Origin of the sequence: Rhizobium herbae, assembly GCF_017873135.1 — a bacterium.
Classification (GTDB): Bacteria; Pseudomonadota; Alphaproteobacteria; order Rhizobiales; family Rhizobiaceae; genus Pararhizobium; species Pararhizobium herbae.
In genome coordinates, this window is record NZ_JAGGJV010000003.1 from 293,022 (window position 1) to 310,503 (window position 17,482).

A 17,482-nucleotide genomic window follows, 5' to 3' on the forward strand; every position below is an offset into this window, starting at 1 on the left:
GACTGGCAAAGCTGATCGCGCAAGTCAAACGCCATGATGCGAACACTCTCGCCGTTTCGCTCCACAATCCCGGCGCGAGACGAAATTTCGCACCTGCGTCGCCGCATTGCACAAAGAGATTGTCAGAACACGTTTTTTACGGGTAATCTAAAAAACTCAATAAAGACGGGAGCATGGGGAGGAGACCCAGATGGCTAAACACGACGGTCAGATCGTTATAAAGAAATACGCCAACCGGAGGCTCTATAATACCGGGACGAGCACATATGTCACACTCGACGATCTCGCGGTAATGGTGAAAAAGGGAGAGGAATTCACCGTCCAGGACGCGAAATCAGGCGAGGACATTACCCATTCGGTGCTGACGCAGATCATTTTCGAGCAGGAATCCAAGACCGGCAACACGCTTTTGCCGATTTCCTTCCTGCGCCAGCTGATCTCGTTCTACGGCGACCAGATGCAGCTGGTAGTGCCGAGCTATCTCGAGCATTCGATGCAGGCCTTTACCGACCAGCAGGTGCAGATGCGCGAGCAGATCAACAAGGCGTTCGGCGACACGCCGCTCGGCAAGAATCTTTCTGTCCCGCTGCAACTGGTGGAAGAACAGGTCAAACGCAACACCGACCTCTTCCATCAGGCCATGCAGATGTTTTCGCCCTTCATGGCGGCAACGCCAGCGGCCAAGGAACCGCGCAAGGCCGAGGCCAAGGACATCGATGAACTGAAGGAACAGCTTCGCGCGTTGCAGACGAAGCTGGAAAATCTGGGGTGACAAGCCGCGTGCCGCGCTGCCGTTTCACACGGCCCGCGGCACTCTCGCCTGAGGGGCTCCATCAAAGCCCGATGGAAACATCCCGTCCGGCCGTGCGCATCGACACGGAGAAGCCCGCGATCACGTCGATGAAGCTGATCGTCATCAAAATGAAGAAGACGTGCGTCGCGGCGTTGGCGACCAGCAGGAATTCCACCAGGAAAACGATGAACAGCACCATCGACAAAAGGTGATCCATCAGCGCCTTGGAACTGACGCGCGTCGCCTTGAGAATTTCAACGAAAAGCAGGGCGAGCGCGATGACGATCAGCAGATCGCCGACGCTCATGGTCCAGACAGCGCCGGACAGCATCGTGAGTGACGTGACGGTGTTTTCGAAAACCGCGACACCGCCGCTTCCCAGCACGCCCATCATTCCGAGATTGTAGAGAATGAACGGCAGGATCAGTAACGGAATGGCGGCAATCATCGGCAGGAGCTCCCAGTTTCGCGTCCCGGCCTCCCCGGCCGGGCATATATCGATCTTTGCTTACCGCAGCGATGCGGTCAAGAAAATGACCGCGCAGCGCACATAGAGCGCAGATTGGCGGAAACCATTGAAAAGATTCGATCGGGCAAGATTATTTCGCCGGTGAAACACCGACAACAGAAAAAGGGCCGGCGCAAGCCAGCCCTTTTAAATATAAAGCCTGACGGCTCCGCTGATTAAGCGGATGCCTTCGGGGTCAGAACCTGACGGCCGCGGTACATGCCTGTCTTCAGGTCGATGTGGTGCGGGCGGCGCAGTTCGCCGGAGTTCTTGTCTTCGATGTAGGTCGGGGTCTTCAGCGCATCAGCGGAGCGGCGCATGCCACGCTTGGACGGGCTTGTTTTTCTTTTCGGTACAGCCATTTCATACTCCACTTATCGGGCAAAACTCTGTTTCGCGGCCAGACCGTTGGCCGGGAAAAACAGATGTCAATCTTTCGAATTTGCCGGGCTTATACATGCCCCACAGGCGTTTGACCAGTCCCTTCAGCCATTTTTTCGCGATGGCCGGCGGAGAATTGGGTCAGGCTTCGTCTTCCACCACGATCCAGGTTTCCTTGAGCGCAGCCTCCTGCCATTTCTGAAAGGCCGGATGCGTCTTGACCGCGTCCATATAGGCGAGCGAACCGGGATTACGGGTGAGGTCGTAGACCTCGAACCGATTGACCACCGGCGCGAACATGGCGTCGGCTGCGGTAAAGCGGCCAAACAGGAAAGGACCGCCGGAGCGGGCCACCGCCTCGCGCCAGATCGTCTCGATCCGCTCGACGTTGGCCATCACCCCTTCAGGCAGATCGATCGCGCGCTTTTCCCGGCGGATGTTCATCGGGCAGGCGCCACGCAAGGCCCCGAAGCCGGAGAGCATTTCCATCGAGTAGCTGCGGGCGACGGCCCGATCAGCGGGATCTTCCGGCCAGAGCCCTGCCTGCGGAAAAAGCTCCGCGGCATATTCGATGATGGCCAGCGATTCCCAGACGCGGATATCGCCATGATGCAGGACGGGGACGCGGCCGGTCGGCGAAATTTCCTTGAATTTCGGGTGTCCGTTGGCAAAATCGAATGGGATAACGACATCCTCGAACGGAATGCCGCAGGCTTCGAGAGCCAGCCACGGCCGCAGCGACCAGGAAGAATAGTTCTTGTTGCCGACATAGAGCGTAAGCTTGGTCACCGGTCTTCTCCGATCCTCGTGAATGAGGCTCTGCTATAAGGCGAAAACTGCCATCGGGGCCAATGAAAAGGCCTGATCTCACTCATAAAGGCATTTGATGTATTCGCCCGACCGGCCGGCGCGGCGCTCGATCAGCGAGGCGAGCCGCTTGAGGCCGCGACCGGGTTTGCCGGCGTTGCGGTCGATGGGATTGGGCAGCGATACGGCCAGAAGGGCCGCCTGCCGGCGCGACAGTTTCGCGGCTGAAACGCCGAAATGGTGCTTCGCCGCGGCTTCGGCGCCGTAGATACCCGGCCCCCATTCGGCAACGTTGAGATAAAGCTCCATCATCCGCCGCTTGCTCCAGACAAAATCGGAAGCCAGCGCCAGAGGCAGCTCCATGCCCTTGCGCAGGAAAGAACGGCCGTTCCAGAGAAACAGGTTCTTGGCTGTTTGCATCGGGATCGTCGAGGCGCCGCGTGTGGATTCGCCTTCCAGCGCATCATTGACGACGCCGCGCATCTGCACCCAGTCGACACCGTCATGGATGCAGAACTGGCCGTCTTCCGACATCATCACCGATTGCACGAGATTGGGCGAAATATCGTCGAAGGAAACCCATTGGCGATCATAACCGCGCAAAAGCACGAGATCGCGCAGCATCAGCGTCGAAACCGGGTGAATGAAGCTCGGCGCATAAAGGATGATCAGAACATAGGGCAGGACAACAACGGCGATTGCCGCCATGACCAACGTTCGCCAGCGCTTTTTCAACGCCTGCATCCATTCCCGTGAACGGCTGCCACGCGAGCCGATAGATGGCACGTCGTCCTCCCCACGAGTTTCCGGTACGATGTCCACCCTTTAAAAACGCCCGCCTGATGATCCCAGATTTCTCTTAGAGCAAGAGCGGGAAAAATTGAACGCTTTTCTCGAATTGCCCCCACCCGGACGGGCCATGATCCCCGGGCAGCCGATCGGTCTCTCTTTCCGGCAAAAATCCAATTGCCAGCGGCAGCGCAGTCATGCCAAAGAGCGCCGCATGAGCGAGACATCCTTCGAAACCCGCCTGAAGGCCAGCGCCGCGGCCGTCGAGAGCTGCCTTGGCAGTATTCTTGGCGAACAGGCGCAAGCCGATGAAATCGCCCGGCCGGCCCCTCTGCTTGCCGCCATGCGCCACGGCGTTTTGAACGGCGGCAAGCGCCTGCGGCCGTTCCTGGTGATGGAGAGCGCCGCTTTTCTCGGCGGCGACCACCAAGCCGCCCTGCGCATCGGCGCAGCGCTCGAATGTGTTCACAGCTATTCGCTGGTTCATGACGATCTTCCGGCCATGGACGACGATGACGTCAGGCGCGGCCAGCCGACGGTGCACATCGCCTATGGCGAGGCGAACGCCATCCTTGCCGGCGACAGCCTGCTGACTTTGGCCTTCGACATCATTGCAGCACCCGAAACGAACCTGCCCGACCGGCAGAAGACCGAGCTGGTGCTGGCGCTGGCACGCGCCTCCGGTATCGGCGGCATGGCCGGCGGGCAGGCGCTGGATCTGGCGGCGGAGACTTCGGCACCGGATGAGGAGGCCATCGTCACACTGCAGGCGATGAAGACCGGCGCGCTGATCCGCTTTGCCTGCGAGGCGGGCGCGATCATCGCCGGCAGCGGCGCGGACGAACGACGCCTGATGCGAACCTATGGCGAGACGATCGGCCTGGCTTTCCAGCTTGCCGACGATCTGCTCGACCTGACGGCCGATGCCGAGACGATGGGCAAGGCGACCGGCAAGGATGCGGCCCGAGGCAAGGGCACGCTGGTTTCGCTGCGCGGACAGGATTGGGCGGAAGCGGAGTTGGCACGCCTTGTTGCCGAGGCAGAGGCGCTGCTTGAGCCGTTCGGCGCGCGCGCGGATATTCTCAACGAAACGGCTCGTTTCGTGGCCCATCGAAGCCATTGAAACTGCCCGGCAACCTATTCCCTGCCCTCGTTCCGGGTTCTACCGTCGAAATGCAGAGAAGAGCCGTTAAATCTGGGTTATTCGATTGGGCCGAAGAAAAAGCTCACCGCGGCTAGAATGCCGAGTATTAGGAGGAGCGCAGTGAAAAATATCACAAACCGCCTTTTCCAGCTTAGGTTCTTTCGCCGCCTCGTTGGCAATCGGCTGCCAACACTCCTATCATCGCCTCCGGGCGAACCCCGGCAGTTCTCAAAACGCCCGGCACGAGAAGCTCGCAGGAACTTGAAGAACAATCAAGGAATTCCGGCAACGCAACACCAGGCTCGGCTGCAGCCGCATCTGGCAACATACGGCCGGCTCCTAAAGCCAAAATTGTCACCGCAACAAGATTGCGCATTCTCTTTCAGCGCTCTCTTGTCATGATGACGCCCTGGCGCACGTAACGACGCGCGCATCGGAGATTTGCGCATGTCCTCGCTACTGCCCTACCTTCCCCAGCTACTGGTCGCCTGGGGTGCCTATCTGATCGCCACCGCCTCGCCCGGACCGGCAGTACTCGCCATCATCGGCACGTCCATCAGCCGCGGGCGCAGCTCCGGCATGGCGCTGGCGCTGGGCGTGCTGACAGGTTCCTACATCTGGGCGATGCTGACGGCAGCGGGGCTTTCCGCGCTGATCGGCTCCTACGGCCAGGCGTTGGTCATCCTGAAGATCGCCGGCGGCCTCTATCTGCTGTGGCTGGCGTTCAACGCGCTGCGGGCGGCACTTCGAAAAGAGCCACCGAAAGACATCGCGGAGAATGAGGTTGCGCCCTCCCTGCACCGGCTCTACCTCAAGGGATTGGGTATCCACCTGACGAACCCGAAGGCCATTTTCAACTGGATCATGCTTGTCTCGCTGGGCATGCCGAAGGACGCGCCGGTCGGTGTCACCGCAGCATTCATCGCCGGCTGTATGGTGCTCGGCGTCGCAGTGTTCACCGGCTTCGCGCTTCTGTTTTCACTCGGCGCGGTGAACCGGGTCTACCGCAAGGCGCGCCGCGGGATCGAAGGCGCGATGGCCGGTTTCTTCGCCTTTGCCGGATTGCGGTTGCTGACGGCCAAACTGTAGCCTATTCGGCGGCCGCCTGCCCCCGGCCGAAGCGCTTTTCGATATAGTCGGAAACCAACGCCTCGAAATCGCCCGCAATGTTGGTGCCGCGGATCGTCATCGCCTTCTTGCCGTCGATATAGACGGGGGCTGCCGGAAGCTCGCCGGTGCCGGGCAGCGAGATGCCGATGTCGGCATGCTTGCTTTCGCCGGGGCCGTTGACGATGCAGCCCATGACCGCGACCTTGAGGCCCTCGACGCCCGGATATTTCTCACGCCAGACCGGCATGTTGCGGCGGATATCGCCCTCGATCTTCTGGGCCAGTTCCTGGAACACCGTCGAGGTGGTGCGGCCGCAGCCCGGACAGGCGGCAACGACCGGAATGAACTGGCGGAAGCCCATGACCTGCAACAATTCCTGCGCGACCTGCACCTCGCGTGTGCGGTCGCCGCCGGGCTCGGGTGTCAGCGAAATGCGGATCGTATCGCCGATGCCCTGCTGCATCAGAATGCCGAGCGAGGCGGCGGACGAGACGATGCCCTTCGAGCCCATGCCGGCTTCGGTCAGGCCCAGATGCAGGGCATGGTTGGAGCGGGAAGACAGCATCGAATAGCAGGCGATCAGATCCTGCACGTTGGAAACCTTGGCCGAGAGGATGATCCGGTTGCGCGGCAGGCCGGCTTCTTCGGCAAGCTCGGCCGAAATCAGCGCCGACTGGACGATGGTTTCGCGCATCACCTGCTGCGCGGTCAGCGGAAAGCCCTTGGCCTGGTTGTCATCCATCAGGCGGGTCAAAAGTTCCTGATCGAGCGAGCCCCAGTTGACGCCGATGCGCACCGGCTTGTCGAACTGGATGGCCCGTTCGATGATCTCGACGAACTGCTTGTCCTTCTTGGCCTTGAAGCCGACATTGCCGGGGTTGATGCGGTATTTCGCCAGGGCCTCGGCGCAGGCCGGGTGATCGGCGAGCAGCTTGTGGCCGATATAGTGGAAATCGCCGATCAGCGGCACGTCGAGGCCGAGCCGCTCGAGGCGCTCACGGATCTTCGGCACGGCGGCAGCGCTCTCGTCGCGATCGACGGTGATGCGCACCAGTTCGGAGCCCGCCCGATGAAGGGCGGCAACCTGTGCGACCGTCGCATCGACATCGGCCGTATCGGTATTGGTCATCGACTGGACGACCACGGGCGCCGATCCTCCGACGATCACCCCACCAACATCGACGGCAACGGAGGCCCTGCGGGGTTGCGGTTCGTAATCGAAGGCGGAAGACATGAAAGCCCCTTGCACGTGCTGTTGCGGCGACTTTCCCTGAGGTGGATGAGGAAAGCCGCCTTGTCAACGGCAACATTCATGGATTGACGGCGAATTGATGTCGCCACCGCCCAGTCGTGAGCTCAGTCATGCCCCTTTGGGTCGGCATGCACGGCATGGTGCGACAGAGCGAGAACGACGAGGAACAGGATCGGCACGCAGGTGAAGATGATGGCAAAGCCGGTATGTTCGCCGATGAAGCCGATCAGCGACGGTGCAAACAGCATGCCGGAATAACCCATGAAGGTGGCGACCGACAGCCCGATGCCCGGCGCCAGCCCCGGCATGTTGCCGGCGGCCGAAAAGGCGATCGGCACCATGTTGGCGATGCCGATGCCCGCGAGAGCAAAACCAAGCATCGCCAGGACCGCGTTGGGCGCCAGACCAGCAAGGATCATGCCGACAAGCGCGATCAGGGTGGAGCCGCGCAGGGTTCTGACGCCCCCGAACCGGTCGCGCACGTGATCGCCGGCAAAACGCATGATCGCCATGGTCGCAGAGAAGGCGGCAAAGCCGAAGCCGGACATGGCGACGGACGCACCCAGTTCGTTGCGCAGGTAGAGCGCGCCCCAATCGAGAACCGTCCCTTCCGGCACCATCGAGAACAGGGCGATGATGCCAATCAGCCAGGGCAGCGGCGTCATCGGCAGGCTGAGTTTTTCCTTGACCGCGTCCGGATGCGGCTGATCGGCAAGGATCATCGGCCAGGCGACGGCCAGCACCGCAAGGCAGAACAGGGTAACCAGAATGGCATGCACGTAGACGCCGAAATGCGCCATGATCAGGCCGCCGCTGGCAGCACCGATCAGGCCGCCGAGGCTCCAATAGGCGTGGCAGGACGACATGATCGCCCGGCGCATCGATTTTTCGACCTCGACCGCATTGGCATTCATCGCCACGTCCATGGCGCCGACGAACCCGCCGAGCAGGAACATGCCGATGACGGCCGTCCAGACATTCGGCAGCAGTGTCAGGAGCAGAAGCAGCGGCGACAGCAGGACAGCCGTCACCTTCACAACCTTCTGCGATCCCATCCGGGCGATGAAGCCACCGGCGATCGGCATCAGCACCAGCGAGCCGATGCCGAAGCAGAGGATCAGCAGGCCGAGCACGCTTTCGCCGATGCCGAGCCTGTCCTTGAACTCCGGGATCTTCGGCGCCCAACTGCCGGTGACGAAGCCGTTCATCAGGAACAGCAGCGAGACGGCAAGCCGGATCTTCGGCATATAGCCCGAGCGAGCGGCCGGCGGCTGGATGATTGTGTGCTGGTCCATGGTCTTTTCCTGTGCGATCCGGTGACGGATTCAAACCGTGATTTCGATAGGGTTACCGTCGGGGTCCTTGAGAACAGCTTCATAGAAGCCGTCGCCTGTCATGCGCGCCGGCGAAACGAGAGTGCCCGCCTCCGCCGCCTGCGCGGCCATCGCATCGACGGCTTCGCGACTGCCGAGCGACAGTGCGAGATGGGCATAACCCTGGCGCTCTCCCTGCTCGCCCTGCGGCGCGATCCAGGAGCCTTGCATCACTTCGATCGAGGGGCCGTCCTTCAGGTATAGAAATCGCGAGGAAAAGCCCGGGCGGCGGGCGCTTTCATAGAGGTCGCCGACGATCGCGCCGAATGTTTCGGCCCAGAAGCGGCAGAGGCGATCAAGGTCCGTGGTCCAGAGCGCAATATGGGTTACTCTCATGTCCTGGCCTCCCTCGCATGCACAACCGCAATGCCCGCCTCGACAAAGATTCGAGTGGCACTTGCAGCCGCGTCATGTTCGACGACAAGCGTCGCGCATTCCCGCGCAGCAATGACCTTGTGCGGCGCGGATGTGCCGAGCTTGTCGTTGGTCGCGGCCGCCAGAACGGAGGCGCTGTTGCGCACGACGAGTCGCTTGAACTCGGCATCCTCGTACTCGAAGGCTGTCAGCCCGGCATCGATATCGACACCGCAGGCCCCGAGGATGCACAGATCGGGCCTCAGCACCTCGACATCGCGCTGCGCCTTGGCGCCGATCGCGGCACCGACCTGCCGGTCGATCTTGCCGCCGATCAGGATGAGATTGACGTCAGGCTTTTCCATCAGCGCGGCTGCGATTAGCGGCGTGTTCGTCACCGCCGTCAGCTCGTGTTCGGCTGGAAGTGCCCGCGCGATCGCAAGATTGGTCGAGCCGGCATCGAAGAAGACGGTCATGCCCGGCTTGATGAAGGAAAGAGCCGCCGCGGCCAGCGCGGCCTTGCGTTCGGGCGCTTCCGTGATGCGGCGGGTAAGCGTCGTGCCGCCCGGCGCAACGGGGAGGGCACCGCCATAGACCCGCTCGCAGAGCCCTGCGGCGGCAAGCTCGCGAAGATCCCTGCGGATCGTATCCTCGGAGACATTGAACTCCTGCGCCAGATCGATTGCCAGCACGCGGCCGGACAGCCGGAGGCGGTCCTGAATGAGCGCTTGTCTCTGTCGTAAAAGGAGGTCGGCTTGCATGGTATACTCAATCGTGCACAAATAAGCTTAATTCGGCATAAACATGCATAGCGATTCTTTTGCAGAATTCAATCGATTTATCCGGGATGAGGGAAAAATATGCCGCAAAAATCGGCACCTCGCCTCGATTTTAGACGGAGCGGGCCAAATTTGCGTCGAAACGGCCCGAAATTGAGAAAAACCTTCGCCCATGCGCCGCACAATTGTAGTTTTGTGCGCTGCCACGCATCGGGCCGTATGCGATTGTCCCTTCACACCGGCAGACGGGCCGGACCAAAAAGATGGAAAAAGACAATGAAATGGGTTCCCACACTTCTCGCCGCTGCCGCCTTTGCGCAGCTGGTTTCGTTCAGCGCGGCTTTTGCCGGTGACAACCTTGCGGCCGTCAAATCGGCCGGCGCGCTGAAGATCGGCACGGAGGGCACTTACGCACCGTTCACCTATCATGACGAAACCGGCAAGCTCGTCGGCTTCGACGTGGAGATCGGCGAGGCCGTTGCCAACAAGCTGGGCGTCAAGGCCGAGTTTCTCGAAGGCAAGTGGGATGGCCTGATCGCCGGCCTCGACGCCAACCGCTACGACACGGTGATCAACCAGGTCGGCATCACCGAAGAGCGCAAGAAGAAGTATGATTTCTCCGAGCCCTATATCGCCTCGAAGGCCGTGCTGATCGTCAAGACGGACAATGCCGACATCAAGGATTTCCCCGACCTCAAGGGCAAGAAATCGGCACAGTCGCTGACGAGCAACTTCGGCAAGCTGGCAGAGGCTTCGGGCGCCGAACTGGTAGGCACCGACGGCTTCGACCAGTCGATCCAGCTCGTGCTCACCGGCCGCGCCGACGCGACGATCAATGACAGCCTGTCCTTCCTCGACTTCAAGAAGAAGAAGCCGGACGCGCCGGTCAAGATCGCTGCCGAACAGGCCAATGCCGACTATTCCGGCATCATCGTGCGCAAGGGCGAGCCGGAGCTTCTCGAAGCCATCAACAAAGCGCTGACCGAGATCAAGGCCGACGGCACCTATGATGCGATCTCGCAGAAATATTTTGGTGCCGACGTTTCGAAGTAATCTTTCGATGGCGCGCTGCCGGACCGGTTTCGTCGCGTCCTCGTCTGAACTATAAGTCATGATCCGTTCCGGGCGTCTGGAGCGGATCATGCCGTTTGAAAGGCCCGCCCGTGCCCCCTTGGCTTCAACTCATGCTCGATTCGCTTCTGCCGCTCCTGCGGGCCGGGCTGATCTTCACCATTCCGCTGACGCTGCTCTCCTTCGCGCTGGGATTGGCGCTTGGCCTCTTGACCGCCGTCACGCGGCTGTTCGGTCCGAAGCCGCTGGTGGCCGTGGCGCGGTTCTATGTCTGGGTCATTCGCGGTACACCGCTCCTGGTGCAGCTCTTCGTCATCTTCTACGGCCTGCCGAGCCTCGGCATCCTGCTCGATGCCTTCCCGGCCGCCCTGATCGGCTTCACATTGAACATCGGCGCCTATACCTCCGAGATCATCCGAGCCGTCATCTCTTCTGTACCGCGCGGCCAGTGGGAAGCCGCCTATTCGATCGGCATGAGCTGGGGTCAGGCGATGCGCCGCACCATCCTGCCGCAGGCAGCGCGCGTTGCCGTGCCGCCGTTGTCGAATACGTTCATTTCGCTGGTGAAGGACACGTCGCTTGCGGCCGCCATCACCGTGCCGGAGCTGTTCCAGACGGCACAACGCATCGTTGCCACCACCTACGAGCCGCTGATCCTCTATATCGAGGCGGCGCTGCTCTATCTGGCGCTGAGTTCGGTTCTTTCGTCGCTGCAGGTGCGGCTGGAGAAACGCTTCGCCCGCTATGGCGGCTTCCTGGAGGCCCGCACGTGATCGAGCTTACCCATATCGAAAAACGCTTCGGCGACAATGTCGTCCTGAAGGACATCAGCGTCACCATCGCCGAAGGCACGGTGACCGCGCTGGTCGGCCCCTCCGGCGGCGGCAAGAGCACGCTCTTGCGCTGCGTCAACCTGCTCGAAATTCCCACAGCCGGCACGATCAGGCTTGGCGAGGAGCAGATCGTCTTTGCGCCCGGCAAGAAGACCGGCTGGGACGCCATCCAGCGCCTGCGCCGCCAGACCGGCATGGTCTTCCAGAACTTTCAGCTGTTTCCGCACCAGACGGCGATCGAGAACGTCATGGAAGGACTGGTGACGGTCCTGAAATGGCCGAAGGCGAAAGCGAAGGAACGGGCACTCGAACTGCTCGAAAAAGTCGGCATGTCGCACAAGGCGGATGCCTGGCCGGCCACCCTCTCCGGTGGCCAGCAGCAGCGCGTCGCCATCGCCCGCGCGTTGGCACCATCGCCCCGCGTCCTTCTCTGCGACGAACCGACCTCGGCGCTGGACCCGGAGCTGGCGGAGGAAGTTGTCGAAGTGCTGAACCGGCTTGCTGCCGAAGGTACGACGATGATCATGGCGACGCATGACCTGCGGCTTGCCTCGAAAGTCGCTGATCAGGTCCTGTTCCTCGACGGCGGCCTGATCGTCGAAAGCGGTGCGCCGAAAAACATTTTCCAGACGCCGGAGCGGGAGCGGACGAAGAAGTTCATTTCGTCGCTGAGTGCGGGGAATAATTACGATATCTGAGAAAGAGGAGGGGAGGGCGTTCCCATCCTTCGCCATTCCGCTTCAGCCGCGGACGATTTCGTCGATCGCCTGCTGAAGGCCAATGCTGCCTTTCAGCGCATGGGCTCCCGCATCGGCAAACTCGATCCAGCCTTCGTTGAAACCATCGAGCATCCTGATCCGCGGCCCGGGGTTTTCAGAACCCTGGGCGCGGAACAAGGCTTCCCATTGCTCCCGCGCAATTGCCTCGGCATGCACATCCCGACCCAGAGCTCGTGCAAAGGCCGTAGCAAGGTCGTTCGGCGAAACCCGGCTCGGGCCTTCCAATTCGACGATGCGCGTTCCCGACCATTCTTCCTGCATCAGGCGGGCGGCGGCCCGGCCGACATCCTGTGTCGCCACCATCGGAAACCGTTTGTCGAGCGGGAAAAGCAAGCTGCGGATCACACCTTCGTCGCGGGCGGAGACAAGGTCCCACTGGGCATTCTCGATGAACCAGCCGGGGCGAAGAAACGTCACCGGCATGAAAAGCACAGAAAACGCAGCCTCCATCAGCGTACGCTGGGTGAGAAGATTGTCGTGGGGGGCATCGGCGCCGATCGTCGACAGGCACACCACCTTTGCCGGCCGGGATGCGGCGAGGGCCGCTACCACCGCGTCGATCACCCGGCGCGCCTCAGGATAGCCGGGTTTCGGGTCGAACTCGGATGGCGGCAGAATGAAGACTGCTTCTGCGCCGGCAAAGGCCGAAGCAAGCGACCCGGCATCTTCCATATTCGCCACGGCGACTTCGCAACCGCGCTCGACCCAGATGGCTGCCTTGCTCCTGTCGCGCACAACCGCCCGCACGGCTTTGCCCGCCGCCAGCAGTTCCTCGGCCAGAGCGCCGCCGACTTTGCCGGTAATCCCTGTGATTGCGTACATTCTTCTCTCCTTGTCTTGAACACTTCGATCCGTGCGGTGCCGCCGCGACAAATCGATTGTTTCGTCCAGGGACTTTCTAAATGCCTGACATCAATGATTGGAGCGCATAAAGATCATTGCTAAGATGATTACAAATCACCGATCGGAGAAACCGCATGACTTTTGATGCGCGTCTGCTGACTGGCGTCGGCGTGCTTGCCGCCGTCTGCGAGGCGGGAAACTTTGCTCGGGCGTCCGAGGCGCTCGGCCTCACACCATCCGGTGTCAGCCGGGCGGTGGCGCGGCTTGAGACGCGGGTTGGAGTTCGCCTGTTCGACCGCACGCCCCGAACGGTGACGCTGACCGAAGAGGGCCAGCGGTTTTATGCGCAAGTGATGCCCCTGCTTTCGGGCATCGAGGAAGCCGTGACGGAGGCCGCGGGCGCGGCGGCCATAGTCGGCGGACGCTTGCGCGTGAACGTGGACCCGTGGTTTGCGCGCATGGTGCTGGCCCCGCACCTGCCGGACCTGCTTTCAGCCTATCCCGCCATGTCGGTCGAACTGATCGTCAGCAACCATCGGGAAGACATGATGAAGGGCGTCGACATCGCCGTGCGGTTCGGACCAGCGGCCGGAGATGCGCTCGTGGTGCGCAAACTCCTGGAGACGCGTGTTTTGACCTGCGCCTCACCCGCCTATCTTGAGCAACACGGCATCCCGACAAAGCCGGACGACCTGTCCAGCCACGATGCCATATTCTTTCGCGATCCCCTGACGGGGCGGCCATTTCCTTGGGAATTTTTCCGCGGCGCCGAACGGTACGAGGCCCATGTCCGCGGCCGCATCACCACCGACGACCCCTCGACTGCCATTGAGGCATGCGTGGCGGGCTACGGGCTGTTCCAGAGCCTTGAACTCGGGCTCGGTCCTTGGCTCTCTCGCGGAGATCTGGTCCAGGTCCTGCCGGACTGGTCGGACGAGATGTTTCCGCTTTACGCCTATTACCCTTCGCGCCACCTGCCACCTGCGAAAGTGCGCGCCTTCATGGATTTCGTGGCAAGCATTGCCAACCCGCCTTCTCTTTGGAAGGCTGGCGAAAAGCCGGATATTTGAGGAGTTTATTCTGGGAAACATGCAAGGACGCTGAAACCAGCACCCTTGCATCATCGATATTTACCCGCCGTAGACGATCAACAGGTCCTTGGTGTCGATCTGGTCGCCGGTCTTGACGAGGACTTCGGCGATCGTGCCATCCTTTTCCGCGTGCAGCGCCGTTTCCATCTTCATCGCTTCGATGGAGAGCAGCACGTCGCCGGACTTCACCGTCTGGCCGGCGGTGACCGTGACCGTCGAGATGACACCCGGCATCGGTGCACCGAGATGGGCGGCATTGGTGAGATCGGCCTTGCGGCGGGCCGTACTGGAGGCTGCGCGGTTGCGATCCGGAACCTTGATCAGGCGCGGCTGACCATTGATCTCGAAGAATACCTTGACCATCGCCTGCTCGTCCGGCTCGCTCATGGCCTGATGCTGGACCACCAGCGAGACGCCCTTTTCAAGCTCCGGCAACAGTTCCTCACCGGCCGAAAGCCCATAGAAATAGGCCGGCGTCGGCAGCACACTGACCGGGCCATAGGTATCGGCGGCCAGTGCGTAGTCGGTGAACACCTTCGGATACATCAGGTACGAAGCAAACTCGAAATCGCTGACCGGGCGCTCAAGCTTGGTCTCGATCGCCTTGCGCTCGGCATCAAGGTCGGCATCGGCGAGCAGTGAACCCGGGCGCTCCGTATAGGGCTTTTCGCCCTTGAGCGCCTTTTCCTGAAGCGCCTTCGGCCATCCGCCCGGAGGCTGGCCGAGATCGCCCTTCAGCATGGACACGACCGATTCCGGAAAGGAGACATCCTTGGCCGGGTTTTTGACATCGGCAACCGTCAGGTCCTGCGACACCATCATCAGTGCCATGTCACCGACAACCTTGGAGGACGGTGTTACCTTGACGATATCGCCGAACATCTGGTTGGCATCGGCATAGGCCTGCGCCACCTGGTGCCAACGGGTTTCGAGACCAAGCGAGCGGGCCTGTTCCTTGAGGTTGGTAAACTGGCCGCCCGGCATTTCATGCAGGTAAACTTCGGAGGCCGGCCCCTTGAGGTCACTTTCGAAGGCGGCGTACTGATTGCGCACCGCCTCCCAGTAGAACGAGATGCGGCGGATCCATTCCGGATCGAGGCCCGGATCGCGCTCGGAACCGCGCAGCGCCTCGACGATCGAGCCGAGGCAAGGCTGCGAGGTGTTGCCGGAGAATGCGTCCATTGCCGCATCGACGACATCGACACCGGCATCCACGGCAGCAAGGACGGTCGCGGCGGAAATGCCGGACGTGTCATGCGTGTGGAAATGGATCGGCAGGTCGGTTGCCTCGCGCAGCGCCTTGAACAGAACCGTCGCGGCGGCCGGCTTCAGGAGGCCGGCCATATCCTTCAGCGCGATCATGTGCGCGCCCGCCTTTTCAAGCTCCGCGGCAAGGGCGGTGTAGTATTTCAGGTCGTATTTCGGGCGGGCGGAGTTAAGGATATCGCCGGTGTAGCAGATCGCCGCCTCGCAGATCTTGTTCTCTTCCGCCACCGCGTCCATCGAGACGCGCATGTTTTCGACCCAGTTCAGGCAGTCGAACACGCGGAAAACGTCGATGCCGCCCTTTGCCGCCTGGCGGACGAAGTATTTGACGACATTGTCGGGGTAGTTCTTGTAGCCGACGCCGTTGGCACCGCGCAGAAGCATCTGCAAGAGCAGGTTCGGCGCATCCTCGCGCACCTTGGCGAGGCGCTCCCACGGGTCTTCCGTCAGAAAGCGCATCGAAACGTCGAAGGTGGCACCGCCCCAGCATTCGAGCGAGAACAGGTTCGGCAGCGCGCGGGCATAGGTTCCGGCGATGCGGGCGATATCATAGGTTCGCACGCGGGTGGCGAGCAGCGACTGGTGACCGTCGCGCATGGTCGTATCGGTCAGAAGCACCCGCTTTTCGGCGCGGACCCATTCGGCGAATTTCTTCGGTCCGAGCGTATCGAGCTTCTGCTTGGTGCCATCGACGATCTCTCCCTGAATGCGGGGAATGACCGGCTTTGCGGCATCGGCGCTCGGCTTCGGCCGGCCCTTGGCTTCCGGATGGCCGTTGACGGTGACGTCGGCGAGATAGGTGAGCAGCTTGGTGGCGCGATCCTGGCGCTTGACCTGCTGGAACAGTTCCGGCGTCGTGTCGATGAACCGGGTCGTATAGGTATTATCCTTGAATTTCGGATGGGTGATGATCGCTTCGAGGAAAGTCAGGTTGGTGGCGACGCCGCGGATACGGAACTCGCGCAGCGCGCGGTCCATGCGCGCAATCGTCTCCTGCGGGCTCGGCGACCAGGCCGTAACCTTCACCAGCAGCGGATCGTAATAGCGGGTGATGACGGCGCCCGGATAGGCGGTTCCCCCGTCCAGACGGATGCCGAAGCCCGACGCGGAACGATAGCCGGTGATGCGGCCGTAGTCCGGAATGAAGTTCTGTTCCGGGTCTTCCGTGGTGATGCGGCATTGCAGCGCGTGGCCGTTGAGGCGAATGTCTTCCTGCTTGGGCACGCCCGATTCCGGCGTGCCGATGGCAAAGCCGTCGAGGATGTGGATCTGCGCCTTGACGATATCGATACCGGTGACAACCTCGGTGACCGTGTGCTCGACCTGGATGCGCGGATTGACCTCGATGAAGTAGAATTTGCCACTGTCCATATCCATCAGATATTCGACAGTGCCGGCGCCGATATAGTTTGTCGCCTTGGCAATGCGGGTGGAATAGCTGGCCAACTCCTGGCGCTGGTCTTCCGTCAGATACGGTGCCGGCGCGCGTTCGACGACCTTCTGGTTGCGGCGCTGAACCGAACAGTCGCGCTCGAACAGGTGAACGACATTGCCATGCGTATCGCCGAGAACCTGGCTTTCGACGTGACGGGCGCGCTCGACCAGTTTTTCCAGATAGACCTCGTCCTTGCCGAAGGCAGCCATCGCCTCGCGCTTGGCTTCCGTCACTTCGCGCGCCAGATCCTTCGGATCGCGGATCGCCCGCATGCCGCGGCCACCGCCGCCCCACGAAGCCTTGAGCATGATCGGATAGCCGATCTCCTCGGCCATCTTTGCCACCACGGCCATGTCGTCCGGTAGCGGATCGGTCGCCGGAACGACGGGTACGCCGATTTCGATGGCGAGATTGCGGGCGGCGACCTTGTTGCCGAGGCGCCGCATCGTATCGCCGGTCGGGCCGATGAAGATGATCCCCGCAGCCTTGCAGGCATCGACGAACTCGGGGCTTTCAGACAGAAGGCCGTAGCCGGGATGGATGGCATCGGCTCCTGACAGCTTGGCGACCCGGATTATTTCCTCGATCGACAGATAACTCTCGATCGGCCCCATGTCGCGGGCAAGATGCGGCCCGCGACCGACCTGGTAACTCTCGTCCGCCTTGAACCGGTGCAGCGCCAGCTTGTCCTCCTCCGCCCATATCGCAACCGTTTTTATTCCCAGTTCGTTTGCGGCGCGAAAAACGCGGATTGCAATTTCGGAACGGTTGGCGACAAGGATTTTTGAGATGGGCAAGTCGGACTCCTCAAGACTTGAAACGCGGTAATGCTGCACCGCGAAAAGAATTATTAGCGTTTCATGACTTGAAGTTC

17 protein-coding genes are annotated in these 17,482 nt (G+C 61.4%); 7 read left to right on the forward strand and 10 right to left on the reverse strand.

The window, feature by feature from the left end:
• Nucleotides 1–190: 190 nt before the first annotated feature.
• Complete coding sequence (gene phaR / locus J2Z75_RS10225) at nucleotides 191–772, forward strand: polyhydroxyalkanoate synthesis repressor PhaR (RefSeq protein WP_209851447.1); 582 nt, start codon at nucleotides 191–193, stop codon at nucleotides 770–772.
• 61 nt (nucleotides 773–833) lie between these two features.
• Here phaR and J2Z75_RS10230 read toward each other — a convergent pair whose 3' ends face one another.
• From J2Z75_RS10230 to mtgA, 4 genes are all read right to left on the reverse strand, one after another.
• Entirely contained in the window at nucleotides 834–1,241 is a 408-nt protein-coding gene (locus tag J2Z75_RS10230; RefSeq protein WP_209851450.1) for a hypothetical protein, read from the reverse strand.
• Nucleotides 1,242–1,477: 236 nt separating this feature from the next.
• Nucleotides 1,478–1,663 (reverse strand): 50S ribosomal protein L32, encoded by a 186-nt coding sequence (gene rpmF / locus J2Z75_RS10235; RefSeq protein WP_037097119.1) that lies wholly within the window; start codon nucleotides 1,661–1,663, stop codon nucleotides 1,478–1,480.
• A gap of 160 nt (nucleotides 1,664–1,823) precedes the next feature.
• Complete coding sequence (locus J2Z75_RS10240) at nucleotides 1,824–2,471, reverse strand: glutathione S-transferase family protein (RefSeq protein WP_209851453.1); 648 nt, start codon at nucleotides 2,469–2,471, stop codon at nucleotides 1,824–1,826.
• A 78-nt stretch (nucleotides 2,472–2,549) separates the two neighbouring features.
• Nucleotides 2,550–3,311 carry a monofunctional biosynthetic peptidoglycan transglycosylase gene (mtgA, locus tag J2Z75_RS10245; protein ID WP_407692754.1) on the reverse strand — a complete coding sequence of 254 codons (762 nt, stop codon included), beginning with the start codon at nucleotides 3,309–3,311 and terminating at the stop codon, nucleotides 2,550–2,552.
• A 181-nt stretch (nucleotides 3,312–3,492) separates the two neighbouring features.
• Between mtgA and J2Z75_RS10250 the strand changes: the two genes are divergently transcribed.
• A complete protein-coding gene (locus J2Z75_RS10250; RefSeq protein WP_209851456.1) occupies nucleotides 3,493–4,401 on the forward strand; it encodes a polyprenyl synthetase family protein in 909 nt (302 codons plus the stop codon).
• A 468-nt stretch (nucleotides 4,402–4,869) separates the two neighbouring features.
• On the forward strand, nucleotides 4,870–5,511 hold the full coding sequence (locus J2Z75_RS10255; RefSeq protein WP_209851460.1) for a LysE family translocator: 642 nt from the start codon (nucleotides 4,870–4,872) through the stop codon (nucleotides 5,509–5,511).
• A 1-nt stretch (nucleotide 5,512) separates the two neighbouring features.
• Here the strand turns inward: J2Z75_RS10255 and ispG are convergent, their stop codons facing one another.
• The 4 genes from ispG to J2Z75_RS10275 form a co-directional block, all read right to left on the reverse strand.
• Nucleotides 5,513–6,766 (reverse strand): flavodoxin-dependent (E)-4-hydroxy-3-methylbut-2-enyl-diphosphate synthase, encoded by a 1,254-nt coding sequence (gene ispG, locus J2Z75_RS10260; protein WP_209851463.1) that lies wholly within the window; start codon nucleotides 6,764–6,766, stop codon nucleotides 5,513–5,515.
• A 122-nt stretch (nucleotides 6,767–6,888) separates the two neighbouring features.
• Nucleotides 6,889–8,079, reverse strand: coding sequence for an MFS transporter (locus J2Z75_RS10265; protein ID WP_209851466.1), 1,191 nt, complete (start codon nucleotides 8,077–8,079; stop codon nucleotides 6,889–6,891).
• Nucleotides 8,080–8,109: 30 nt separating this feature from the next.
• Nucleotides 8,110–8,493, reverse strand: coding sequence for a VOC family protein (locus J2Z75_RS10270; protein ID WP_209851469.1), 384 nt, complete (start codon nucleotides 8,491–8,493; stop codon nucleotides 8,110–8,112).
• The gene (locus J2Z75_RS10275) at nucleotides 8,490–9,272 is read right to left on the reverse strand and encodes a DeoR/GlpR family DNA-binding transcription regulator (protein ID WP_209851473.1); all 783 of its coding nucleotides are present in this window, start codon (nucleotides 9,270–9,272) and stop codon (nucleotides 8,490–8,492) included. Before J2Z75_RS10275 ends, J2Z75_RS10270 begins: the two co-directional genes overlap by 4 nt.
• Nucleotides 9,273–9,566: 294 nt before the next feature.
• Here J2Z75_RS10275 and J2Z75_RS10280 point away from each other — a divergent pair, with 294 nt between their 5' ends.
• The 3 genes from J2Z75_RS10280 to J2Z75_RS10290 all read left to right on the forward strand — a co-directional run bounded on the left by J2Z75_RS10280 (nucleotide 9,567) and on the right by J2Z75_RS10290 (nucleotide 11,892).
• A complete protein-coding gene (locus tag J2Z75_RS10280) occupies nucleotides 9,567–10,343 on the forward strand; it encodes an amino acid ABC transporter substrate-binding protein (protein ID WP_209851475.1) in 777 nt (258 codons plus the stop codon).
• A gap of 110 nt (nucleotides 10,344–10,453) precedes the next feature.
• The gene (locus J2Z75_RS10285) at nucleotides 10,454–11,134 is read left to right on the forward strand and encodes an amino acid ABC transporter permease (RefSeq protein ID WP_209851478.1); all 681 of its coding nucleotides are present in this window, start codon (nucleotides 10,454–10,456) and stop codon (nucleotides 11,132–11,134) included.
• A complete protein-coding gene (locus J2Z75_RS10290) occupies nucleotides 11,131–11,892 on the forward strand; it encodes an amino acid ABC transporter ATP-binding protein (RefSeq protein WP_209851481.1) in 762 nt (253 codons plus the stop codon). Before J2Z75_RS10285 ends, J2Z75_RS10290 begins: the two co-directional genes overlap by 4 nt.
• 42 nt (nucleotides 11,893–11,934) lie before the next feature.
• Here J2Z75_RS10290 and J2Z75_RS10295 read toward each other — a convergent pair whose 3' ends face one another.
• Nucleotides 11,935–12,795, reverse strand: a complete 861-nt coding sequence (locus J2Z75_RS10295) for an NmrA family NAD(P)-binding protein (RefSeq protein WP_209851484.1) — start codon at nucleotides 12,793–12,795, stop codon at nucleotides 11,935–11,937.
• A gap of 155 nt (nucleotides 12,796–12,950) precedes the next feature.
• Here J2Z75_RS10295 and J2Z75_RS10300 point away from each other — a divergent pair, with 155 nt between their 5' ends.
• A complete protein-coding gene (locus J2Z75_RS10300) occupies nucleotides 12,951–13,886 on the forward strand; it encodes a LysR family transcriptional regulator (RefSeq protein WP_209851487.1) in 936 nt (311 codons plus the stop codon).
• 60 nt (nucleotides 13,887–13,946) lie between these two features.
• On the opposite strand, the gene pyc is transcribed toward J2Z75_RS10300, so the two are convergent.
• A complete protein-coding gene (gene pyc / locus J2Z75_RS10305; protein ID WP_209851489.1) occupies nucleotides 13,947–17,405 on the reverse strand; it encodes a pyruvate carboxylase in 3,459 nt (1,152 codons plus the stop codon).
• Nucleotides 17,406–17,482: the final 77 nt, after the last annotated feature.